The 21,082-nt window shown below is 69.4% G+C and carries 18 protein-coding genes, 3 tRNA genes and 1 CRISPR repeat array; of the genes, 13 read left to right on the top strand and 8 right to left on the bottom strand.

The window, feature by feature from the left end; translation table 11 throughout:
* Positions 1-36 precede the first annotated feature (36 nt).
* From cas3 to cas2e, 8 genes are read left to right on the top strand one after another with little or no spacing between them, the layout of a single operon-like run.
* Positions 37-2,625 (top strand): CRISPR-associated helicase Cas3', encoded by a 2,589-nt coding sequence (gene cas3 / locus TSB10GB4_RS06270; RefSeq protein ID WP_186395019.1) that lies wholly within the window; start codon positions 37-39, stop codon positions 2,623-2,625.
* The gene (locus tag TSB10GB4_RS06265) at positions 2,622-4,220 is read left to right on the top strand and encodes a CRISPR-associated protein Cse1 (protein WP_186395018.1); all 1,599 of its coding nucleotides are present in this window, start codon (positions 2,622-2,624) and stop codon (positions 4,218-4,220) included. Before cas3 ends, TSB10GB4_RS06265 begins: the two co-directional genes overlap by 4 nt.
* Positions 4,210-4,791 (top strand): hypothetical protein, encoded by a 582-nt coding sequence (locus TSB10GB4_RS06260; RefSeq protein ID WP_186395017.1) that lies wholly within the window; start codon positions 4,210-4,212, stop codon positions 4,789-4,791. The genes TSB10GB4_RS06265 and TSB10GB4_RS06260 overlap by 11 nt, the downstream gene beginning before the upstream one ends.
* A complete protein-coding gene (gene cas7e / locus TSB10GB4_RS06255) occupies positions 4,788-5,933 on the top strand; it encodes a type I-E CRISPR-associated protein Cas7/Cse4/CasC (RefSeq protein WP_186395016.1) in 1,146 nt (381 codons plus the stop codon). Before TSB10GB4_RS06260 ends, cas7e begins: the two co-directional genes overlap by 4 nt.
* Positions 5,926-6,669: a type I-E CRISPR-associated protein Cas5/CasD gene (cas5e, locus tag TSB10GB4_RS06250; protein ID WP_186395015.1), complete on the top strand. Its 744-nt coding sequence runs from the start codon at positions 5,926-5,928 to the stop codon at positions 6,667-6,669. The genes cas7e and cas5e overlap by 8 nt, the downstream gene beginning before the upstream one ends.
* Positions 6,666-7,430 (top strand): type I-E CRISPR-associated protein Cas6/Cse3/CasE, encoded by a 765-nt coding sequence (locus tag TSB10GB4_RS06245; protein WP_186395014.1) that lies wholly within the window; start codon positions 6,666-6,668, stop codon positions 7,428-7,430. Before cas5e ends, TSB10GB4_RS06245 begins: the two co-directional genes overlap by 4 nt.
* A 3-nt stretch (positions 7,431-7,433) precedes the next feature.
* Complete coding sequence (cas1e, locus tag TSB10GB4_RS06240) at positions 7,434-8,321, top strand: type I-E CRISPR-associated endonuclease Cas1e (protein ID WP_186395013.1); 888 nt, start codon at positions 7,434-7,436, stop codon at positions 8,319-8,321.
* Positions 8,321-8,638, top strand: coding sequence for a type I-E CRISPR-associated endoribonuclease Cas2e (cas2e, locus tag TSB10GB4_RS06235; protein ID WP_186389325.1), 318 nt, complete (start codon positions 8,321-8,323; stop codon positions 8,636-8,638). Before cas1e ends, cas2e begins: the two co-directional genes overlap by 1 nt.
* A 54-nt stretch (positions 8,639-8,692) precedes the next feature.
* Positions 8,693-10,423: a CRISPR direct-repeat array (repeat unit 28 nt; unit sequence GGTTCCCCCACACGCGTGGGGATAGGCC).
* Positions 10,424-10,998: 575 nt separating this feature from the next.
* On the opposite strand, the gene TSB10GB4_RS06230 is transcribed toward cas2e, so the two are convergent.
* Positions 10,999-11,074 (bottom strand) — tRNA-Arg (locus TSB10GB4_RS06230).
* A gap of 286 nt (positions 11,075-11,360) precedes the next feature.
* Positions 11,361-11,666, bottom strand: a complete 306-nt coding sequence (locus TSB10GB4_RS06225) for an ETC complex I subunit (RefSeq protein ID WP_186389324.1) — start codon at positions 11,664-11,666, stop codon at positions 11,361-11,363.
* Between the two features lie 276 nt (positions 11,667-11,942).
* Between TSB10GB4_RS06225 and TSB10GB4_RS06220 the strand changes: the two genes are divergently transcribed.
* A tRNA-Pro gene (locus tag TSB10GB4_RS06220) sits at positions 11,943-12,019 on the top strand.
* Positions 12,020-12,219: 200 nt separating this feature from the next.
* On the opposite strand, the gene TSB10GB4_RS06215 is transcribed toward TSB10GB4_RS06220, so the two are convergent.
* The 3 genes from TSB10GB4_RS06215 to TSB10GB4_RS06205 form a co-directional block, all read right to left on the bottom strand.
* Positions 12,220-13,200, bottom strand: coding sequence for a diguanylate cyclase (locus TSB10GB4_RS06215; RefSeq protein ID WP_186395012.1), 981 nt, complete (start codon positions 13,198-13,200; stop codon positions 12,220-12,222).
* Between the two features lie 666 nt (positions 13,201-13,866).
* Positions 13,867-14,376: a DUF192 domain-containing protein gene (locus TSB10GB4_RS06210; RefSeq protein ID WP_244296517.1), complete on the bottom strand. Its 510-nt coding sequence runs from the start codon at positions 14,374-14,376 to the stop codon at positions 13,867-13,869.
* A gap of 161 nt (positions 14,377-14,537) precedes the next feature.
* A complete protein-coding gene (locus TSB10GB4_RS06205) occupies positions 14,538-15,122 on the bottom strand; it encodes a cold-shock protein (RefSeq protein WP_186389322.1) in 585 nt (194 codons plus the stop codon).
* 345 nt (positions 15,123-15,467) lie between these two features.
* On the opposite strand from TSB10GB4_RS06205, the gene gloA reads away from it, so the two are divergent.
* Positions 15,468-15,908, top strand: a complete 441-nt coding sequence (gene gloA / locus TSB10GB4_RS06200; RefSeq protein ID WP_186395011.1) for a lactoylglutathione lyase — start codon at positions 15,468-15,470, stop codon at positions 15,906-15,908.
* 171 nt (positions 15,909-16,079) lie between these two features.
* Here the strand turns inward: gloA and TSB10GB4_RS06195 are convergent, their stop codons facing one another.
* Positions 16,080-17,360: a hypothetical protein gene (locus tag TSB10GB4_RS06195; protein ID WP_186395010.1), complete on the bottom strand. Its 1,281-nt coding sequence runs from the start codon at positions 17,358-17,360 to the stop codon at positions 16,080-16,082.
* Positions 17,361-17,544: 184 nt separating this feature from the next.
* Entirely contained in the window at positions 17,545-17,883 is a 339-nt protein-coding gene (locus TSB10GB4_RS06190; protein WP_186395009.1) for a helix-turn-helix transcriptional regulator, read from the bottom strand.
* A gap of 338 nt (positions 17,884-18,221) precedes the next feature.
* Here TSB10GB4_RS06190 and TSB10GB4_RS06185 point away from each other — a divergent pair.
* The 3 genes from TSB10GB4_RS06185 (at position 18,222) to TSB10GB4_RS06175 (ending at position 20,241) form a co-directional block, all read left to right on the top strand.
* Positions 18,222-18,297: transfer RNA gene (locus TSB10GB4_RS06185), tRNA-Glu, on the top strand.
* A gap of 290 nt (positions 18,298-18,587) precedes the next feature.
* Positions 18,588-19,787 (top strand): chromate efflux transporter, encoded by a 1,200-nt coding sequence (chrA, locus tag TSB10GB4_RS06180; protein WP_186395035.1) that lies wholly within the window; start codon positions 18,588-18,590, stop codon positions 19,785-19,787.
* Between the two features lie 16 nt (positions 19,788-19,803).
* The gene (locus tag TSB10GB4_RS06175) at positions 19,804-20,241 is read left to right on the top strand and encodes a YqaA family protein (RefSeq protein ID WP_186395034.1); all 438 of its coding nucleotides are present in this window, start codon (positions 19,804-19,806) and stop codon (positions 20,239-20,241) included.
* A 7-nt stretch (positions 20,242-20,248) separates the two neighbouring features.
* Here the strand turns inward: TSB10GB4_RS06175 and TSB10GB4_RS06170 are convergent, their stop codons facing one another.
* On the bottom strand, positions 20,249-21,028 hold the full coding sequence (locus TSB10GB4_RS06170; protein ID WP_186395008.1) for an IclR family transcriptional regulator: 780 nt from the start codon (positions 21,026-21,028) through the stop codon (positions 20,249-20,251).
* Between the last annotated feature and the right edge of the window lie 54 nt (positions 21,029-21,082).

The following is a 21,082-nucleotide window of genomic DNA, read 5'->3' as shown; positions in this document are numbered from 1 at the left end:
CCAAGTTGCATTGATATTTTTTCCATTAGGCGTTTCATGCCAGTAACCGACACTGACCTTGGCGAGCCCTGGGGCAAACTGCAAGACGGGGCTCGCCACCATCTCTTGCACCATTGCGCTGACGTTGCGGCCTGTTTCGACCTGCTGGTCCGCCTGCCGGTGGTGCGGGCGCGGCTGGAGCGCGCCGCGGCGCGAAAACTGACCGAGACCGATCTCAGCCGGCTTGCCGTGCTGGCCTTCCTGCATGACTGCGGCAAGCTGCATCCCGGCTTCCAGGCCAAGGGCTGGCCGCAAGGGATCTGGCATGCTGCCCTGCGCGGCCACTTGCGCGAAGGCGCGTCGATCTTCATGGCAAGGGACCTGCCCTTCCAGGGCCGGATGGCGGAGCACCTTTGCCTGGGCGAGTTGCAGGACTGGGGCGTCGGGGCGGATCTCCTGCTCGCCGTCCTTGCCCATCACGGCCGGCCGTTCGCCCTCGACATGTCCGGCGCGGCGCGGGACTGGCAGCCGGTGGCCGCCAGCGGTTACGATCCGCTGGCCGCCGGCGCGCAGATGGGTGCCTGCCTGCGGCGCTGGTTCGCCCCCGCCTTCGCGGGCGACAGCCAGCCGCCCCTGCCCGATGCGCCGGACTTTCAGCATCTCCTGTGCGGCCTGCTGTCCCTGGCCGACTGGCTCGGCTCCGATGCGCGCCTGTTCGCCTTTCAGGCAGACCTCGACCCTGACTATATCGAGACGGCGCGCGCCCGCGCCCGCCTCATGCTGTCCGGGGTCGGCCTGGTGACGGAGCCCTGGCGCATGGCGATGCCGGCGCCCGACAGGATCTTCACCGCCCTGTCGCGGCACGGCGCGCCCCGCCCGGCGCAGGCCGCCCTGTCCGACTGGCCGCTCGACGATCCGCTGGTCATCCTGGAAGCCGAGACCGGCTCGGGCAAGACCGAAGCCGCGCTCTGGCGCTTCGCCCGGCTCTTCGCCGCCGGGCAGGTGGACAGTCTCTATTTCGCCCTGCCGACCCGCGCCGCCGCCAAGCAGATCCATGGCCGCGTCGACGCGGCGATGCGGCGCCTGTTCGGCGACGGCGCCCCGCAGGCGGTGCTCGCCGTGCCCGGCTATCTCGCCGCCGGCACCGCCACGGGGCGGGCCCTGCCCGAATTCAAGGTGCTGTGGGACGACGATCCTGGCGAGCAGGCCGCGATCGCCCGCTGGGCGGCGGAGAGCGGCCGCCGCTATCTCGCCGCGCCGATCGCCATCGGCACGGTCGACCAGGTGATGCTCGCCGCGCTGCAGGTGAAACACGCGCATCTGCGCGGCGCCGCCCTGTCGCGATCCCTTCTCGTGATCGATGAAGTCCATGCCTCCGACCCCTACATGTCGGCGATCCAGTCGCTGCTGCTCGACATCCACCTTGGGCGCGGCGGCCATGCGCTGCTGATGTCGGCGACGCTCGGCGCCTCGGCGCGCAGCCGCTGGCTCGGCGGCGCCAGGACGCGGCCGCCGCCCTTCGCGCAGGCCGCCGACACGCCCTATCCGGCTCTCTGGGGCAGACACCGGCAGACGCCCCACGCCGTCGAGGGCGACGGCCGGGCGAAATCCGTCGCCATAACGCTCGCCCCGTCCTGGGAGGCGGACCAGGCCGCCGAAATCGCCCTCGATGCCGCCCGGCGCGGCGCCAGAGTCCTCGTCATCCGCAACACCGTCGCCGCCGCCGTCGCAACGCTCGAGGCCGTGATCGCGGCGGACGGCCGGGACCTGCTGTGGCAGGTGGAGGGCGGCCCGGCGCTGCATCATTCCCGCTTCGCGCCCGAGGATCGCGAGTTGCTCGACACCGCGGTGGAGACCGCCCTTTCGCCGAACTCCGACATCCGCCCCGCCGGCGGCGCCATCGTCATCGGCACCCAGACCCTTGAGCAAAGCCTCGATATCTGCGCCGACATGCTGGTCACCGACCTCTGCCCGGCCGATGTGCTGCTGCAGCGCATCGGCCGGCTGCACCGGCACGCGCTTGCCCGCCCGGCGGGCTTCGAGGCGCCGCGCTGTGCCGTGCTCTCCCCGGCCGGCGGGCTCGCTCATCTGGTCGCCCCCGCCTTCGAGAACGGCCTCGGCAGCTTCCGCGACGGCGGCGGCGTCTATCGCAACCTGCATGCCTGCGAGTTGACCCGCCGGCTGGTGCTCGACCATCCGCTCTGGGTGATCCCGCGAATGAACCGCCTGCTGGTGGAAAGCGCCACCCATGACGAGCGGCTCGAGGCGCTGAGCGACGAGCTCGGCCCGGCCTGGGCCGCCTATTGGAACACCCAGTATGGCCGCGACCTCGCCGACACCGCCGGCGCCGGCCATCTCGCGCTTCGGGTCACCGACCCGTTCAGCGAGATCGGCCTCTTTCCCGACCAGGACGAAAAGATCCGCACCCGGCTCGGGGCGGAGGGCGCATCGATCCGCTTCGCCGAGCCGGTTCCCGGCCCCTTCGGCCGGATGATCGGCGGCATCACCCTGCCCGCCCACTGGAGCAAGGGCATCGTCGCCGACGAGCCGGTGCGGCCGGCCCCCGCCGGAGACGGCACACTCCGCTTCGAGGCCGGCGGCAGGGCGTTCCTGTATGGCCGGTTTGGCCTTGCGAGGACCACATGACCGACGACCCGACAAACCTCCTCTCCCGTCCGCTGATCACCGCCGAGCCTTGCGGCGCGCTGACGCTGCCCGGCGCGCTCGCGGCGCTGGCCCGCGATGCGGTGACGGGCTTTCCCGCGCTACGCCCGCATCAGGCGATGTTCTGGCACATGTTCCTGGTGCAGCTCGCCGCGCTGGCGCTGCACCGGGCCGGTCTCGCCGACATGCCGGAGAGCGAGGACGGCTGGCGCGAGCTGCTGCGCGGCCTCACCCCAGATTTTCCCGAGGACGAGCCCTGGTGCCTCGTCGTCGACGACCGGTCGCGGCCCGCCTTCCTGCAGCCGCCGGTGCCGGACGGGGTGAAGCTCCCCAATGACGTGCCGACGGCGGACGCGCTCGACCTGCTCATCACCTCGCGCAACCACGACCTGAAACAGGCCATCGCCCGGCAGGGCGCCCCGGAAGACTGGATCTTCGCGCTTGTCGCGCTGCAGACCGGCGAAGGCTATGGCGGTGCCGGCAATCATGGCATCGCCCGGATGAACGGCGGTTCGTCCTCGCGCGCGCTGCTGACGCTGGCGCCCCTTGCCGGCGGCGCCTCGGCGAAGGACATGGCGCCGCGTCCCGGCGCCTGGATCCGCCGCGACGTCCGGCTGCTGCTGGGCAATCGCGCCGCCTGGCACACGCTCGACTATCCGGACCAGGGCGGCATCGGCCTGACCTGGACCCGGCCCTGGCCGGAGGGCGCGCAGTTGCGCACGCGGCAGCTCGACATCTGGTTCATCGAGGTCTGCCGCCGTGTCCGCCTGCACCTGCGGGACGGCGTGCTGGCCGGCGTCAAGGGCACCTCGGCCGCCGCCCGCATCGACGCCAAGCCCCTCAAGGGCGCGGTCGGCGACCCCTGGGCGCCGGTTCACAAGACGGAGGCCAAGAGCTTCACCCTCGCCGGCGGCGACTTCGACTATACCACGCTGATGGAGCTGCTGTTTTCCGGCACCTGGGCCGTGCCGCCGCTGGCCCGTCCGGCCGGTGCCGAAGGGAGCGCCGGCGGCCCCGGCGTGACCATCGTCGCCATGGCGCTGGCGCGGGGCAATTCCAAGACCGAAGGCTACAGGTCCCGCCTCGTTCCGGTTGCCGGCAAGGCCGCGATCGCCCTCGGTCCCTCTCGCGACGAACTGCACCGGATGGCCAAGGCCCAGGCGGAAGCGGTCGCCGCCTTCGACAAGGCGCTCGCCTATGCGCTGGTGCTGGCCGCCGCCGGGGGCGAGCGGGAGCGGATCCGGCGCGATGCCTATGCTTTCGCCCGCCCGGCGCGCGACAGTCTCGCCCGCTTCGCCGACAACATCTTCTTTGAGCACCTGTGGGCGCGTTTCGAGGCCGAGGAGGCCGACGCCGAGGCGAGACGCGCGGCGGAGCTCGCCTTCGCGTCCCGGCTCAAGGAGTACGCCTGGGCGCTGTTCGACGAAGCCCTGCCGACGATGCCCTGCCCCTCGCTCTACCGCCACCGCGCCGAGGCGCGGGCGCGCCGCGCGCTCTACGCCCGCGCCCTGCGCGATGCGTGGCCGGAGCTGTTCCCGCAAGCCCCGCTAGGGAGGACCGCCAGCGATGCCGCCTGAACCGACAGCCCACCCCGCATCCCAACCGCCCCCCGAAACCGCACCGGCCCGGGAGACGGACGGCCCCGCCGCCACCGTCGCCAAGCTCGCCGCCGCGATGCTGCGGCTCGATCCCGGCGAACTCGCGCGCCTGCGCCGGATGGAGGTGGACGGCCCCGGCGAGCCGGAATTCTGGAAGCTCGCCGTCGGCTGCGGCCTCCAGGGCGAGCCGCGCGACCTGCGGCTGGTGCGTCTCCTCGCCCTGCTGGCGCCGAAGGGCGCGCGCGCCACCCGCGTACCGTTCCACAAATCCGGGACCGAGCATGCGCTTGGCCGGGCGCTGCACAAGGCCGGCCTCTCCGAGGCCCGGCTCGCCCGGTTCCTCGCCCTGCCGCGCGGCGGGCGGGCGGACGCGCTCGAACGCCTGGTGCGCCTGCTTGCGGCGCGCGGCGCGTCCGCCGCGGGCATCGACTGCACCGACATCGCCCGCCTGGTCTGGTTCGATACGCCCAGGGACCTGCGAAAGCTCGCCGAAACCTATTATCGCGGCCTCGACGCGGCCGCCATCAACGCCAAGGACACCGCCCGATGACCGCGCCCCGCTTCCTGCAGATCCACACGCTGCATTCCTACACCGCTGCCCTGCTGAACCGCGACGACACCGGCCAGGCCAAGCGCCTCGCCTATGGCGGCACCAACCGCACCCGCATCTCGTCCCAATGCCTCAAGCGGCATTGGCGCATGGCGGAAACCGACCCGCATGCGCTGCAGACCCTTGCCGGCTATGTCGGGTCCTTCCGCTCCCGCGAACTGGTCACCGAGAAGGTGATCGCGCCCCTGCGCGGCCGCTATCCGGACGAGATCGTCAACGCGCTGGAGCCGGAGTTCCAGCGGCTCGTCTATGGCAAGAACGCCGACAAGGGCAAGAAGAGCCGCCAGACGCTGCTGCTCGGCCAGCCGGAACTCGAGTGGCTCGCCGCCCGCGCGGAAGAGATCGCCGCCGCCTCGGCCGATGCCAAGGCCGCCGAGAAGGCCGTCGCCGACTGGGTCAAGGACAAGAACTTCAAGGCGATGGCGGAGAACACCGCCGTTCCCGGCGGTCTCGCCGCCGCCCTTTTCGGCCGCATGGTCACGTCCGACCCGGCCGCCAATATCGAGGCGCCGGTCTATGTCGCCCATGCCTTCACCGTCCACGCGGCGGAAGCGGAGGGCGATTATTTCACCGCCGTCGACGACCTCAAGCACGACGAGGACGACAGCGGCGCCGACACGATCCAGGAGACCGAACTCACCTGCGGCCTGTTCTACGGCTATGTGGTGGTCGATCTGCCGGGCCTGATCGGCAATTGCGGTGGCGACCGGGATCTGGCCGCGCGCGTGCTGCACAACCTGCTGCACCTGATCGCCGAGGTCTCGCCGGGGGCCAAGCTCGGCTCCACCGCCCCCTTCGGCCGCGCCGACCTGATGCTGGTGGAAGCCGGCGACCGCCAGCCGCGTTCGCTCGCCACCGCCTTCCGCAAGGCCCTGCGGCATGATGCCGACGCGGCCGTCGCGGCGCTGAGCGCCCACCTGGCGAAGATCGACGGAGCGTATGCGACCGGCGAGCAGCGGCGCTATCTCTCCACCGTCGACACGCCGCTCGAAAGCCCGGCCGACAGCGGGCTCGCCTGCCTGTCGCTCGCGGATCTGGCGCAATGGGCGGCAGGCCGGGTCGAGGCCGCTCCCGATGCCTGACCACCGCTGGCTCGCGCTTGTGCTGGAAGCGCCTCTGCTCGCCTTCGGCGGCGTGCGGATCGATCATGTCGGCGTCACCCGCGACTTTCCGGCCGCCTCGATGCTGACCGGACTGCTGGCCAATGCGCTCGGCTGGCGCCGGACGGATTGGCAACAACACCAGGCGCTCCAGGATCGCCTGGTCTTCGCCGCCCGCCGCGAGCGGGAAAACCCCGCCGGACTGCTGACCGACACGCAGAACGCCCGGCTGGAGAAGACCGAGAGAGGCTGGACCACGTTCGGCGCTCCGGAAGGGCGCGACGGCGCCAGCTACGGCGCCCCGCATCGCCGCCAGCGCGATTTCCACATGGATGCGCGCGTCGGCATCGTCCTTCGGCTGCAGCCGGCCGACGAGACGCCGGACCTCGACGCGCTTGCCGACGCGCTGCAGCGTCCGGCCCGGCCGCTCTTCATCGGCCGCAAGCCCTGCCTTCCCACCGCCGGGCTGTTCTCCTGCTTCGTCGCGGCGGAGACGGCCTTCGAGGCGCTGTGCCGCCTGCCGGTCGGCGAGGGGGACGCGCGCGCCCTCCCCCATGCCATGCGGGCGCTGTGGCCGCTCGGCGAGGGCCCCGTCGACGGCGCCGATGTGGAGCGCATCGTCGAACTGCCCGACCTGCGCAACTGGCGCACCGGCCTGCATGGCGGCGCGCGCAAGGTCGTCGAGGGCCGGATCCGGATGGAAGGAGCCGCGGCATGAGCCAGCCCCTCAACATGGTCAGCCTGCCGGTCCACCTGCGGGATCTGCGCCGCCTTGCCGCCCATCGCGGCCATGGCGACGACGAAGGCCGCGCCCTGCACCACCTGCTCGGCGAGACCTTCGGACCAAAGGCGCTGCAACCCTTCCGCCTGATGGTCTCGCCCGGCGGGCGGGCGGCGACGCTCTACGCCTACACGCCAAGGAGCGGCGAGGACCTGCGCGACACGGCGGCGGCGGTCGGAGCGCCGGAAGCGCTGGCCGCCTTCGCCATCGACCGGCTGGCGGTCAAGACCATGCCCGACGCCTGGAAGACCGGCCACCGCCTGGCCTTCGACCTGCGGGTGCGCCCGGTGCGGCGGCTGCTGAAGCCTCTCGCCCAGGCCGGCCCCGCGACGGACGGCAAGCCCTTCGCGGCGAAAGCCGAGGTCGACGCCTTCCTGGTCGATGCGATCCGCCGTCATCCCGACGGCCCGCCGGCGGACGGGGAGCCCCCGCTGCGCCGCGAGGAGGTCTATCGCGACTGGCTCGCGCACCGGCTGAAGGACGCGGCGGAGCTGATCGTGCACGGCACGCATCTCGTCGGCTTCGAACGGCGGCGGGTGCGGCGCGGCTCGTCCGTTTCCGAAGGTCCCGACGCGACGTTCCATGGCGAGTTGCGGATCGGTGATCCGACCGCCTTCGCCCGCCTGCTCGCCACCGGGGTCGGGCGCCATGCCGCCTATGGCTACGGCATGTTGCTGCTCAGGCCGGCCGGGAGGTGAGCGGTGCTGGTCGGCCGTCTGGGGCTTGAAAAGGCCCGCATCCCCCATGCCGACCGGCATGGCCTCGTCTGGCTGGACCGGGGGCGGCTTGAGGTCGAGGATGGCTGCCTGCGCTTCCTGACCGCCGGCGGCGGCGAGCTTGCCGCCGGCGACTACCAGATCCCGCACCAGTCGCTGTCCATCATCCTGCTCGGCCCCGGATCGAGCGTCACCCACGATGCGCTGCGGCTGCTGGCGCGGCATGGCTGTGCGCTGGCGGCCATCGGCGAAGGCGGCGTGCGTTTCTACACCGCCCCTCCCCTGATGCCCGACAGTTCGGCGCTGGCGCGCGAGCAGGCCCGCCTGTGGTCGGATCCCGGTACCCGGATGGAGGTCGCCCGCGCCATGTATGCCATCCGCTTCGGCGAGATCGTCCGCACCCGCGACATCGACGTGCTGCGCGGGCAGGAAGGCGCGCGGATCAAGCGCAGCTACCAGCTTGCCGCCGAACGCCACGGCGTTCCCTGGAAGGGACGCAACTATGACCGCGCCAATCCCAATTCCGGCGACCTGCCCAATCAGGGCATCAACCATGCGGCCAGCGCCATGCGCGCCGCCGCCTCGGTCGCCGTCGCCAGTCTCGGCGCCATCCCGCAGCTCGGGTTCATCCACGAGGACTCCGGCCAGTCCTTCGTGCTCGACATCGCCGACCTCTACCGCCACGACCTGGTGCTGGACATCGCCTTCGGCGCCGCCCGCGAGGCGATCAAGTCGGGCGAAGCGGTCGAGCGGCTGACCCGGCGGCGTGCGGCGCTGCTGTTTCGCCAGCGCTCGGTCATTCCCTCGATGATCGACCGTATCAAGTCGCTGATCGGCCCCGGCGAGGAGAACGACACGGAGGCGCCCGCCTGATGCCGATGGTGGTTGTGATCACCCGCGATGTCGAGGGGCGCTACCGGGGGTTTCTCGGTTCGGCGATGCTGGAACTGTCGGCCGGTGTCTATGCCCATCCGCGCATGAGCGCGGGGGTGCGCACGCGGATCTGGGATGTGCTGCGCGACTGGCACGGCCAGTTGCGGCGTGGCAGCATCGTCATGACATGGGTGGACAGCTCCGCCAATGGCGGCCTCGGCCTGCTGGCGCTCGGCGAACCGCCGAAGGATATCGTGCCGCACGACGCCATGCTGCTGGTGCGCCGGCCCTTGCCGGAAATGAAGGGTTTTGACTGAACCCTCCATTGTTCTTTGACATTGTCGATAGGAATCAGCATCTTGGGCCCTAGGGGTTCCCCCACACGCGTGGGGATAGGCCCCACCGACAGCGGTCAGAAGTCGTACGACTTCGGGTTCCCCCACACGCGTGGGGATAGGCCCGACATTGGCGCTCTCGCGGGCGCGGGCGGCGGGGTTCCCCCACACGCGTGGGGATAGGCCCGTATGCTGGAAAGTCTTGATGACGCGCTCGACGGTTCCCCCACACGCGTGGGGATAGGCCCCATGTTCACCTGTGGCGCCAGCCATAAGAACGGGTTCCCCCACACGCGTGGGGATAGGCCCCCGAGCCGCTGCAGCTCGTCCACCACCACCTGGGTTCCCCCACACGCGTGGGGATAGGCCCTTCGTCTTGGTCGGCTCCCCCGTAGTCGTGAAGGTTCCCCCACACGCGTGGGGATAGGCCCCCCGTCCGGCCAGGCACCGCGATCCAGATAGAGGTTCCCCCACACGCGTGGGGATAGGCCGCATAGACGCAGTTGAGGCCGAATACCTCCTCGGGTTCCCCCACACGCGTGGGGATAGGCCCGCCGATCTCGATGACCGCGTCAGCCAATTGGCGGTTCCCCCACACGCGTGGGGATAGGCCTTGCGCGCACGGCAGCGCGCCGTCCGGGCTGATGGTTCCCCCACACGCGTGGGGATAGGCCCGCTTGCCGTCGTGCGGCAGGCTATCGCAAAGGGGTTCCCCCACACGCGTGGGGATAGGCCCAGGCCGGTTTCACCCAAAGGAGTCTCCCATGAGGTTCCCCCACACGCGTGGGGATAGGCCCTCTCCCTAACCGCGCCAACCGCCTAACCACTCGGTTCCCCCACACGCGTGGGGATAGGCCCCCCTGCTCGCCGGTCGCGGGTTTCGACGGCTGGGTTCCCCCACACGCGTGGGGATAGGCCTCGACCACGTATGGTCCGTCATCCTCGACCTTAGGTTCCCCCACACGCGTGGGGATAGGCCCCTCCGACCACCTCCAGCCGCAACTGGCGGATGGGTTCCCCCACACGCGTGGGGATAGGCCCGACCCGAGATTTCAGATCCTGATGGTCCAATGGGTTCCCCCACACGCGTGGGGATAGGCCCCTTCGAGCACCGCGCCGACACGAAGGCCGTCGGGTTCCCCCACACGCGTGGGGATAGGCCCTCCACCCAGGGCCGCACACCTGGCTCGTGCCGGGTTCCCCCACACGCGTGGGGATAGGCCCGATGATGTTGCTCATCACACGACCCTCTTGTCGGTTCCCCCACACGCGTGGGGATAGGCCCGAGCCCATGCGCGTCCCGGGCAGCCGTCAGCGGGTTCCCCCACACGCGTGGGGATAGGCCCCCGCAAGGCAGGCCCGCAACAGGTCCCGGTCAGGTTCCCCCACACGCGTGGGGATAGGCCCTCGAAGCCGTTGGACCGGCTGTCCGCCTGCATGGTTCCCCCACACGCGTGGGGATAGGCCCTGGTGGCACGACTGGTCTCGCGCACGGTGGACGGTTCCCCCACACGCGTGGGGATAGGCCCTGTCCATCTACTTTGCATACGACGGACTCTACGGTTCCCCCACACGCGTGGGGATAGGCCCAGACAAAGGCCCGGAAAACAGCCGGGGGGGGCGGTTCCCCCACACGCGTGGGGATAGGCCCCAGACGCTCCAGCTCGGCGGCAGGCGCCGCCAGGTTCCCCCACACGCGTGGGGATAGGCCCACCGGAGACGGCGGTGGCGGGAAGGCGGTTCCCCCACACGCGTGGGGATAGGCCATGGTCATCGGGGTCGTGTGCCGAGAGTTCGGAAGGCATTTCGAACTCGGAGCCAGAACCACGACCGCGCGACCGGCCGGTCAGCCCCCCGGCTCCGCGCTTGCGCGCGGTCGAGGTCACGGCAAAAGGGATACGAGGCCTACCCTTTGCATTGGCCGTCATCCCGGCCGCGGGCGCAGCCGGAGAGCCGGCGGGGCCAACGCCGGCTCACGGTCTCACAACGACCAGGGGCCCAACGGCCTGCGTCCCGCCAGCATCATGACACAGCCCGAACATACAGGGACCCATTGGCACCCCCGGCAGGTGTTGCCCGCTCTGCCCTCTCCTTGCGTCTTCCCGGACGAGGCCGAAGGCCGACGATCCGGGACCGGGGAGGCACGGCGGTTGCGGTGTCTCGCGCGCGCCGTATGCTCTCGGCTCGCCGGTGCCGGGGCTTGCCGGTGCCGGAGCTTGCCGGTGCCGGGGCTCGCGATGCCGCCCGGAAGGACGCAGGGCAAGCGCAAGACTGCCCCCTGTCTCAGGGGCCGTCCGTTACCCATGTCTGCCGGCCGCACACGGGCCGTACAACAGAAATAATGGCGACCCCGGCAGGATTCGAACCTGCGACCATCGGCTTAGAAGGCCGGTGCTCTATCCACTGAGCTACGGGGCCGTCGCGGCGCGCGGCGCCATTCCTTGAAACCAGTCACTCCGAAAACTGGCGGGCTTGCCGCAGCCTGCCCCGCCTCGCGGCCCCGCCCCGGATCTCCTCCCCAGAATCTCCTCAACCGGATCTCCTCAACAGGATCTCCTCAAGGCCGACCCCTGACATGGCGGCCCCGGCCAGACGGGGCCATGCCGCGCAAAGCGCATCATCCTTGGCGCACCGTCCCTGGTGCCCCCTTGGCGGGTCCTGCCGCCGGCAGACCCTTCCGGACCGCGATGCCCGCCGGCCCGCGTCAATGCGTCCAGGGCATATAGCGGTCGTAACGGAAATTGTCCGAATAGGCGATCTTCGGCACCCGCCGCTCGCGCGGCAGTTCCACCCGGTAGGCGATGCCGTTCTTGCGGGCGTAGGCTTCCGCCTCCTCCTGCGTCTCGAAGCGCAGGCGGAGCTGCTGCTTCATGTCGGTGGAGGAGGTGTAGCCCATCAGCGGCTCGATCGTGCGCGCCTGCTCCGGCTCGAACTCCAGCACCCAGTCATGGGTCTTGCCGCGCCCCGACTGCGTTGCCGTCTTCGCCGGGGAATAGATGCGTGCGACCATCGTGCGATGCCCCTCAAGATGTCCCGCGGCGCGCTCAGCGCTCCGCCTTTCCCGTCGGTTATTCCTTGGTTCGGCCGAGGAAGTCAACTCGCCAAAACGCCTCCCCCGCTTTCGGCCCCCAGCGTTCGCCCCCGGTGTGCGCCTCCAGCGTTCGCCCCCAGTGCGCGCCCCCGGCGTTCGCCGGCTTTCCCCGCCTGCGCCGCGCGGCGGCGCCCGCCCGCCCTTCAGCCTTGACGCCCCGGCGCATCCCCGATACACCGCAGAAATTCAGGACGTCGGGGTATAGCGCAGCCTGGTAGCGCATCTGCTTTGGGAGCAGAGGGTCGCAGGTTCGAATCCTGCTGCCCCGACCATTTCCCTGCCCCTTTCCCTGATCATCCCTCCCCAAGCCCGTTTTCCCGCCCCTTATCCGGTCCTTTCGCCAGAAAATCCGGCCGCTTGCGGCCGTTTCCTGAAGCATCGCGCGAACAGGGCGCACGGCGCGTCTGCTCTCGCCCGCCTTGGGTTCAGGAATGCTTGGGCTCAGGAATGCTTGAGTTCAGGCAGCTTGGGTTCAGGCATGGCCGCCGGCGCGCCGGCGCTCGCGTTTCACGCCATACATGCCGGATTCCGCGTTGCGCAGCACGCTCTCGAACGACATGTCGGTCTGGCGCACGGTGAACAGGCCGGCGGAGGCCGAGGTGACCAGCAGGCAGGCGGGGCTGCCGTCCGGCGGGTTCCAGTGCATCGGCTGGCGGATCCGGTCGATGATCTCGTCCATCCGGTCGGTGATGTCGCTTGCCTCCGCATCGGCGAAGCCGATCATGAACTCGTCGCCGCCCATGCGCCCGACGATGTCGCCGGCCCGCACCGCCCGCTTGAGGATGCGGGCGATGGAGCGGATCACCATGTCGCCGGCAAGATGGCCGAAACGGTCGTTGACCTGCTTGAAATTGTCGAGATCGAGATAGGCGAAGCTGGCGCAGGCGGTGTCCAGGCCGATCCGGGCGATCATCCGCCCGGCCTGCAGGCGAAACTCGACCGGGTTGAGCAGCCCGGTCATCCGGTCGGTCGCCGAAAGCTGCCGCAGGCGCTGCGCCTCCTCGCGCAGCCGGTGCTGCTGCTGCAGGCTGTCGGCCAGCCGCTCGCGATGCGCCGCCGCCTCCTGCGACACCGCCAGGAAGCGCGCCGCCAGCGACTTGGTCTGGTCGTATTGCAGGATGGCGAGCGGCTCGCCATCCGCCCCCGGCACGCCGAGCCGCCAGCCGGAGAAGGTCAGGCTGGCGCCGTCCTCGCCGGGCAGCCCGATAAAGGCGGAGGTGGTGGAACGGAACGCCCGGCCCACCCGCTCCAGCAGTTCCTCCGGCGGCAGGGTCGACAGGGCGAAGACGCCCCTGGCCTCCAGCCCGTCGAACTGGCGCAGCGCCTGCCGGTTGGCCAGCCACACCCGTCCGCTCTCGTCGAGCACGATCGTCGCGCGCGGCATGTTCTCCACCGCGGCGCGGATGCCCTCCATCAGCAGGTCGATGTCGGGGCGGTGGTCCAGGGTTGCCATCACCGCCCTCCCCACCCGCCGGCGGCAGCCGGCATAAGCAAAAAAGCTCCGGCGGCAGCCGGCATATGCAAAAAAGCGCCGGCGGCAGCCGGCAAAACCTTGAAACTCCCGGCGGCGGCCGGCGTCAGGGGACGAGCGGTGAGCGAACGAGCGCCGGGCGCGCCCGGGGATCGCGGGATGCCGGCCTCGCTCGAGTTCGTCTTCTCGCTCGAGTCCGTCTTGCAGTTTCCGACAGTGGCCGACACCATGCTCGCAGCCCTTCCCCGTCCTCGACACGGTCTTCCCGGCGCGCCCAAAGGGCTACCGCGGACGACATCTGCAAACGGCCGGCGCGCTTCGCTCCATAACGAGGCGACCTGCCGCCATGAACTCCGTTCGGCGGCCCACCCGATCCGACCGCCCCAATCGGGCGCCACCAGACCGGAACACCAGACCGGAACCACCACCGGCAATCGGCCGCGCCGCCTCGGCGCCCCCGCTTCGCGGCAGGCCACCGGCGCCGTCCCTGCCGGGATGGTACGGACAAATCCTAGGGTGATTCGTTCCGGTGATTCGCAGCTTACGCGGAAAAAACCCTAATCAACCCCCCCTTGCCGGGGGCTGATAGGGCGAAATAACGATGCAATAACGGGGGAATGACGCCGCAAATAAGGGCTTGACAGGATTTCAGCGGGGTGCCGCATCCTGGATCGTCGGACTGTCGACCCGGTCGCCGATGCCGATGCCGAGCGCCGCGCTGGTGCCGCCCGGCACTTCCAGCACGAAGCGGACCACGGCACCGGAGGGCACCAGGGCCTCCGACAGCGGCACCGTGTTCTCGGCGATGCCGGCGATGCGGCCGCCGCGCTCGATGAACAGCATGTCGAGCGGGATCAGGGTGTTCTTCATCCAGAAGGCGACCTGGCCGTCGCTCTTGAAGTCGAACAGCATGCCGGCGTCGGCGGCAAGAGCCTCCCGGTACATCAGCCCGCGCGAGCGGGCGGCCGGCGTGTCGGCGATCTCCACCTCGAAGCGGTGGATGGTGCCGGCGGCGGTGGTGACGCTCAGCGCCTCGCGCCGCAGCGTCAGCTCGCCGTCGCGGGCAGTGCCCGGCAGCGATACCAGCACAACCAGCAGCAGCGCCGGAACAAGCCGGCTAAGGAACAGGCGAGCCGGCAAAAAATCGAGCGAAAACAATCGGCGCGCCGCCGCCCAGCCTTGGATCGTCCGAAACGACAGTGCCTGTGCGAGCCCCGCGCCGGTGCCGGCCCTGCCCGCTCCCAAGCTCGCCCCCAAACTCGTATTATGAGTAGGGCTCGGATCAGCGAGGCTCGAAGGGGTGTGCCGCAAGGCCGGCCTCAATGCGAGGAGGGAATGTGGACGCCCTCGCCGTCGGGGCGGATCTCGGCGGCCATGCGGCCCTTCGGCCCTTGCCCGAAGCGCACCAGCACGGTCTGTCCGGGCCGCAATTCGGTGATGCCGAAGCGGCGCAGCGTCTCCATGTGCACGAAAATGTCTTCCGTGCCCTCGCCCTGGGTCAGGAAGCCGAAGCCCTTGACCCGGTTGAACCACTTGACGACCGCCGGCTCGTAGCCGCCTTCCGGCGTCACCTGCACATGGGTGCGCGAGGGCGGCAGTTGGGACGGGTGAACGGCGGTGGACTCGTCCATCGACAGCACGCGGAAGGCCTGCAGCCCGCGGCTGCCCGGCGTCACCTCGCAGACGATGCGCGCGCCCTCATAGGCGGTGCGGAAACCGTCGCGTCGCAGGCAGGTGACATGCAGGAGAATGTCCGGCTGTCCGTCGTCGGGGACGATGAACCCGTAGCCCTTGGCCACGTCGAACCATTTGATCGAGCCGGCGACGACCGTCAGGTCGACCCCGGACTCCTCCGATCCCGCGTCCCGCGAGGCCACAACCGGCTTTGCCCCCAAGTCCTTCATAGTCCCGCCTCTGATACGCCGTAAGCTGGATCCGTGAGCGCACAACCGGAAAACCCCCGATTCCGCAAGGCCAAGGATAGCATCCCACGGCCCCGGAACCAGTGCATTTTGCGAAAAAATGCGATGGATACCCTTGAGCAACAGTTTGTCCGGCTCACGCCGATTCGCAAGCCTTGCGCGGGACGTCGCCTCGGAAAGATCGCGGGCCTCCATTGAAGTCGCCGCGCAAGACCATATTCTCTTGCGCGACGCCGGCCCCAGCCGCGCCCCCCCGCCGCGCCCCCCGCCGCGCCGCGCTGCGTGGGGTCCACCCCAGACACCAGACACCGAAACGAAGAGGCAGTCATGCGTTACCTGCACACCATGGTCCGCGTCCGCGACATCGACCAGTCGCTGGACTTCTACTGCAACAAGCTCGGCATGCAGGAGGTCCGCCGCCACGAGAGCGAGGCCGGCCGCTTCACGCTGATCTTCCTCGCCGCCTCTGAAGACGTGGAGGCGGTGCGCGCCGGCCAGGCGCCGGCGCTGGAGCTGACCTACAACTGGGACCCGGAAGACTATCAGGGCGGGCGCAATTTCGGCCATCTCGCCTATGAGGTCGACGACATCTACGAGACCTGCGCCAGGCTCCAGGCCGCCGGCGTCACCATCAACCGCCCGCCGCGCGACGGCCGCATGGCCTTCGTCCGCTCGCCGGACAACATCTCCATCGAGCTGCTGCAAAAGGGCGGCGCGCAGGAACCGCAGGAGCCCTGGGCCTCCATGGGCAACACCGGAAGCTGGTAAGCGGCCGAAATCCGGGAGGGGCGCGAGGCGCCTCTCCCTTGCGCGCGCAAAGCGGCCGCAAACTCGGCAGGACCTGCTGCGCCGGGCTTATGGCGTCAAAAGCGCGGGTTCGAGCCCTGCACTTTAAGTCAAAATAGTTGCATTAAATCAAAATCTTGTTTCCATTATCTCCTAAGCTCCGGCAGGCCGAGCCCAGTCGGGCAAGGCATCGAGATAGATAAGTTCTGCACGCAATACCGGATCGAGCGCCTCGGGGAGCAAGCGGCGTAGCTGCTGCCATTCCGCCGACTCCTCATCCGCCTGCATGCTATTGCGATGGCGCTGCAGATGCTCGCCCACCGTCGTTCTGAGCAGGTCGCAGCTTGCAGTGTTTCCGATCAACTGCGTCAATAGGTTCGCGTAGCGAGCAAATGTGCCCGTGTTCAGAAACGTGTTGAGCATCGCCCGAACGTTTGGGTGGGCGCTCGCGTAATTGCATTTCTTCCCGTTAGCGGTCGCAACGATGGAGAAGGCCGCTGCGACAAGCAGACCTTGGGCCCTCTCAAGGCCCATGAGGGGCTTGTCGCGATCCCACTTGGCCAGCGTTTGAAACCACGGTAGGCGGCGTTGGTGGATGTCGCAGAGGCGCGGAGTGACGATCCGGTCCTCGTGATAGGGCACCTTCGAGCGCGGTATGGTCAATTGGTCAAAGCGAACGAGCCTCGGTCCATCGAATCGGTCACCGTCGGCCAGGTAACACGACAGGACCAAGGTTTTCTGCTCTCGCGAAGCGATGAGCGCTGCTGGATCAAGTACGAAGGCGTTTCCTCTGTGGCGACGGATGACGTCTCGAAAGCTCTGCGGCACCATGCGCGCCGTGTCGATGCCGAACAGGATCCATAGCAATGGAATGCCCTCGCGCTCATAGTGCTTGCATCGAGCCGAAATCTCCGTCTGGAACGTGCCCGACATCTGAAATTCGACGGCGAACGAGCCGAAGCTTTCCCATTCTACATAGACATCAGGGAAGCGGCCGTGCCTATTCTCGGTTGGCGGAAGATATTCAGCGACCGTGTGCCGGATATATCGCTCGTCCAGCGCAACTAGCTCGGCGACTTGTTGGCACATCAAGCGATGAAAATCCGACTCCTGCCGCCCCCTGTATTGAGCAGCGCGGGCATCGTCGGGGGCTATGTTGCGTCCATGATACCATGGGCAATCGGAGGCGCCCCCCGGGTAATGCGCAAAGTGCGGGCTGCTGGAGCCCCGAACCTTGGGCGCGCGAATGTAAACCTCACCTTCGCAAGCCATGCAGCGCGCAACAAGACCATCTTTGCTATGGCGCCTGTCCGTGATCTGGTCGCGGATCATTCCCCAGCTATCGCCGGGCATCGCGAGCAGATCGTGCGCAGTGATGGCACCGATTCGCTCGACAATCGCCGCTTCTACAATGCGTTTTGGTTTCCTCGCCATTTCGACAGTGTATCTACAATTTAGAACAGAGCAAGAACTTGAAGTCACTCGCTAAGCCACCACCGTCGCCCCCATCCAGCCGCACCGCGACGCTGGTCATCCCGTTCTCGGCCGCCTCAACGGCGATGCCCATGGGGAAGCCCCCGGCAGCCAGATCCACACATAGGCTTCGTCCTGGCGCGGCCTAGAAGTCATCTTTCACCGCCTTCCGGCTCTGGCGCACCGCCTTGGGAAGCAGGGTCAGCTTGTCGCGAACTAGGCCGAGGTGACGGGTGAGCGTGGTCGGCCCGGCCTCGAACAACGGCACGCCGACGATCGCCGCCACTTCGAAGGCCGCGCCGATGGAGCAGCCCATGTCGCCACTCTCGATCCGGTGGACGAGGCCGCGCGAGATCCCGGCCCGCTCGGCCACTTCCGTGATCGTCATCTCCCGTTCGATCCGGGCACTGCGGATCATATGGCCGAGCAGCTCGGCGGCCTCCTGCCCGTAGCGCGAGTAGCTGCGTGTCGCCGGCTTGCTCATCCGCGTCTCGTTGTTCCGTAAAAAGAGCCGATAGCGGCTTGCCGCTCCGTTTATGGACCACCCTACCACGAAATCCCGTCGAAAGGCCAGATATGTTCCATAAACGGCTCGCAAAGCCTTAATCGGATCTATTCATGGAACGAAATCGCCCCATTGCGGACGGACTCGACCGCCCTTCCCGGTGGCGCGGCGCATCCCGGCCGGGCAAGAGCGCGAAGATCGGCACCGAATTCCCCGCGCCGCCCTCCCCCTCCTCACCAGCCTGTGGACGATGCGACACCTACCCCCTTGCCCGCCGGGGCAAAGCTGCTTATAACCCGCGCACATCGACGGACCGGGCGCCCATCGTCTAGCGGTCTAGGACGCCGCCCTTTCACGGCGGAAACACGGGTTCGAGTCCCGTTGGGCGTACCACTCCACCGCTTGCCTTCCCATCCCTCTCCCGACATTTTCCTTTGCCGATCGCCGCCGTGCCGCCATCCTGCGCCCGTGTGGGCGGCGGGTGCCGTCACGCGCCCGCAACACCGCGCGGCTATACGGCCCCGTCCGGAAAAGAGGCAGGAGAGACCGACGTGACGACGAGCGCGCCCATGAGCGGGAACGACGGCCCCCAGACCGACACCCCACAAACCGGCGCCCCCCAGACCGACACCCCCCAAACGGGCGCCCCACAGACCGGCGCCCCCCAGACCGAGACCCCCGCAATGCCGCCGCAGGGCAGCACCGGCGAGGTGTTCCGCGCCTTCCTGAAGCTCGGCCTCACCTCCTTTGGCGGCCCGATCGCCCATCTCGGCTATTTCCGGCAGGAGCTGGTGCTGCGGCGCAAGTGGCTGGACGAGGCCGCCTATGCCGATCTCGTCGCCCTGTGCCAGTTCCTGCCCGGCCCGGCCTCCAGCCAGGTCGGTTTCGCGCTCGGGCTGATGCGCGCCGGCCCGCTCGGCGCCCTTGCCGCCTGGGCCGCCTTCACCCTGCCGTCGGCGCTGCTGCTCGTCACCTTCGCGCTCGGGGCCTCGCTGTTTTCCGGCCCGCTCGGCCAGGGCCTCGCCGCGGGGCTGAAGCTGGTCGCCGTCGCCATCGTCGCCCATGCGGTGCTCGGCATGGCAAGGGCGCTGTGCCCCGACCGGGAGCGGGCGACGCTGGCGCTCGCCGCCGCCGCCCTCGTGCTGCTGGTCGCCGGCCCGCTGGCGCAGGTCGGCGCCATCGCCCTTGCCGCCCTCGCCGGGCTGATGCTGAGGCTTCCCGGCGCCGCCCCCGGCCAAGGGCCCGCCGTCGCCGCCCGCGCACCCGTCTCGCGCAGAGCCGGCCTTGTCTGCCTCGCGCTCTTCGCCCTGCTGCTGGTCGGCCTGCCGCTCGCCGTTCACCTGGTGCCGTCGCAGGCGCTTACCGTCCTCGACGCCTTCTACCGCGCCGGCGCGCTGGTCTTCGGCGGCGGCCATGTGGTGCTGCCGCTGCTGGAGGCCGAGGTCGTGCGCGGCGGCTGGGTCGACGCGCAGAGCTTTCTCGCCGGCTATGGCGCGGCACAGGCCGTGCCCGGCCCGCTCTTCACCTTCGCCGCCTATCTCGGCGCGGTGCTCGCCGTGCCGCCGAACGGCATTGCCGGCGCGGCGCTGGCGCTCATCGCCGTGTTCCTGCCCGGCCTGCTGCTGCTGGTCGGCGTGCTGCCGTTCTGGCAGGCGTTCCGCGCCCGCACGGGCGCGCGCGCGGCGATGGCCGGGGCCAATGCCGCCGTCGTCGGCATTCTCGGCGCTGCGCTCTACGACCCGGTCTTCACCAGCGCGGTGACGACGCCGGCGCAGTTCACCCTGGCGCTTGCCTGTTTCGTGCTGCTCACCGCCTGGAAGGCACCGCCCTGGGTGGCGGTGCTGGTCGCCGGGCTCGGCGGCGTGCTGATCGCCGCCGTCTGATGGTCGAGGCCTCATGATGGTCGAGATCGGGGTCTATGGTGGGCTGTTTCTCTCCGCCCTCAGTGCGGCGACGCTGCTGCCGATGCAGTCGGAGGCGGTGCTGGTCGGCCTGTTGCTGAGCGGCCGTCCCGTGCTGCTGCTGCTTGTCGTCGCCAGCCTCGGCAACACGCTCGGCGGGCTAGTCAACTGGGCGCTGGGGCGCGGCATCGAGCGCTTCCGCCACCGCCGCTGGTTCCCGGTCAGCGAGGCGGCGCTTACCCGCGCGCAAGGCTGGTACAGCCGCTGGGGCAAGTGGTCGCTGCTGCTGTCCTGGATGCCGGTGATCGGCGATCCGCTGACGCTTGCCGCCGGCGTGATGCGCGAGCGATTCGTCACCGTCCTGGTGCTGGTGGCGATTGCCAAGACCGGCCGCTATGCGGTGCTCGCCGCCGTCACGCTCGGCCTGTTCGGCTAAGCCGCCGTCACGCCAAGGCGACGACGGAGGAAATCGTCCGCGACGCATCGGTAATCGCCGGGACGAGTTCGCGCTTGACCCGCTCCTCGCTCCATTCGGGGATATAGACCGGCATGCTGATCGCCGCGACCGCCTGGCGGTTGGCGCCGATCACCGGCGCGGCGATGACGATTTCCTGCAGCATGATCTGCTGGTTGGTGATGACATAGCCGTCGCGCTGCGCCTGCGCGACGCGCGCCCGCACGATTCCAGGGTCCTGGCAGGTGAAGGGCGTCACCGGCTCCGGCAGGCCCGGCTCCAGCATCCGCTCCAGCACTTCGGGCGGCGAGAAGGCGGCGATCACCTGGCCGATCGCCGTCACCGCCGCCGGCTGGCGCACGCCGATCAGCGTGGCGTCATAGGCAAGGCTGGTGTGGGGGATTCGCGCCTTGTAGACCACCTCGTGCCCGTCCAGCACGCCGAGATTGATGGTGGTGCGCAGCATCCGGCTGACCTCGATCATCCGCGGCAGGGCGCGCTCCAGCAGCCGGTCGTGGATCAGGAACGCATAGGCAAGATCCAGCATCCTCAGGCCCGGCCGGTAGCGGCGGGTCTTGTCGTCGCGGTCGAGATAGCCGAGCGCGTGCAGCGTGTAGGTCAGCCGCTGCGCCGCGCTCTTTTCCAGCCCGGCCGCCTCGGCGATCTCGGTCAGGCTCAGCGCCGCGTGGTGGTCGCGAAACAGCGCCAGCACGCGCATGCCCCGTTCCAGCGTGCTCGCCAGCACCGGCGGCCTGGTCTGTCCGCTCATCCTGCCATCCTCTCCCCCGAAACTCCCCCGAACGTCCGCCCCCGCTCTAGGGCG

Origin of the sequence: Stappia sp. TSB10GB4 (assembly GCF_900185745.1) — a bacterium.
GTDB lineage: Bacteria > Pseudomonadota > Alphaproteobacteria > Rhizobiales > Stappiaceae > Stappia.
Note: the sequence above shows the minus strand (reverse complement) of the source record. Positions and strands in the feature narration are given on the sequence as shown.

Excerpts from the sequence above, each read along its gene's own strand:
- cas3 (WP_186395019.1), top strand. The coding sequence starts at position 37 with ATGCCAGTAACCGACACTGACCTTGGCGAGCCCTGGGGCAAACTGCAA.
- TSB10GB4_RS06265 (WP_186395018.1), top strand. The coding sequence starts at position 2,622 with ATGACCGACGACCCGACAAACCTCCTCTCCCGTCCGCTGATCACCGCC.
- TSB10GB4_RS06260 (WP_186395017.1), top strand. The coding sequence starts at position 4,210 with ATGCCGCCTGAACCGACAGCCCACCCCGCATCCCAACCGCCCCCCGAA.
- cas7e (WP_186395016.1), top strand. The coding sequence starts at position 4,788 with ATGACCGCGCCCCGCTTCCTGCAGATCCACACGCTGCATTCCTACACC.
- cas5e (WP_186395015.1), top strand. The coding sequence starts at position 5,926 with ATGCCTGACCACCGCTGGCTCGCGCTTGTGCTGGAAGCGCCTCTGCTC.
- TSB10GB4_RS06245 (WP_186395014.1), top strand. The coding sequence starts at position 6,666 with ATGAGCCAGCCCCTCAACATGGTCAGCCTGCCGGTCCACCTGCGGGAT.
- cas2e (WP_186389325.1), top strand. The coding sequence starts at position 8,321 with ATGCCGATGGTGGTTGTGATCACCCGCGATGTCGAGGGGCGCTACCGG.
- TSB10GB4_RS06225 (WP_186389324.1), bottom strand. The coding sequence starts at position 11,666 with ATGGTCGCACGCATCTATTCCCCGGCGAAGACGGCAACGCAGTCGGGG.
- TSB10GB4_RS06215 (WP_186395012.1), bottom strand. The coding sequence starts at position 13,200 with ATGGCAACCCTGGACCACCGCCCCGACATCGACCTGCTGATGGAGGGC.
- TSB10GB4_RS06205 (WP_186389322.1), bottom strand. The coding sequence starts at position 15,122 with ATGAAGGACTTGGGGGCAAAGCCGGTTGTGGCCTCGCGGGACGCGGGA.
- gloA (WP_186395011.1), top strand. The coding sequence starts at position 15,468 with ATGCGTTACCTGCACACCATGGTCCGCGTCCGCGACATCGACCAGTCG.
- TSB10GB4_RS06195 (WP_186395010.1), bottom strand. The coding sequence starts at position 17,360 with ATGGCGAGGAAACCAAAACGCATTGTAGAAGCGGCGATTGTCGAGCGA.
- TSB10GB4_RS06190 (WP_186395009.1), bottom strand. The coding sequence starts at position 17,883 with ATGAGCAAGCCGGCGACACGCAGCTACTCGCGCTACGGGCAGGAGGCC.
- chrA (WP_186395035.1), top strand. The coding sequence starts at position 18,588 with ATGCCGCCGCAGGGCAGCACCGGCGAGGTGTTCCGCGCCTTCCTGAAG.
- TSB10GB4_RS06175 (WP_186395034.1), top strand. The coding sequence starts at position 19,804 with ATGGTCGAGATCGGGGTCTATGGTGGGCTGTTTCTCTCCGCCCTCAGT.
- TSB10GB4_RS06170 (WP_186395008.1), bottom strand. The coding sequence starts at position 21,028 with ATGAGCGGACAGACCAGGCCGCCGGTGCTGGCGAGCACGCTGGAACGG.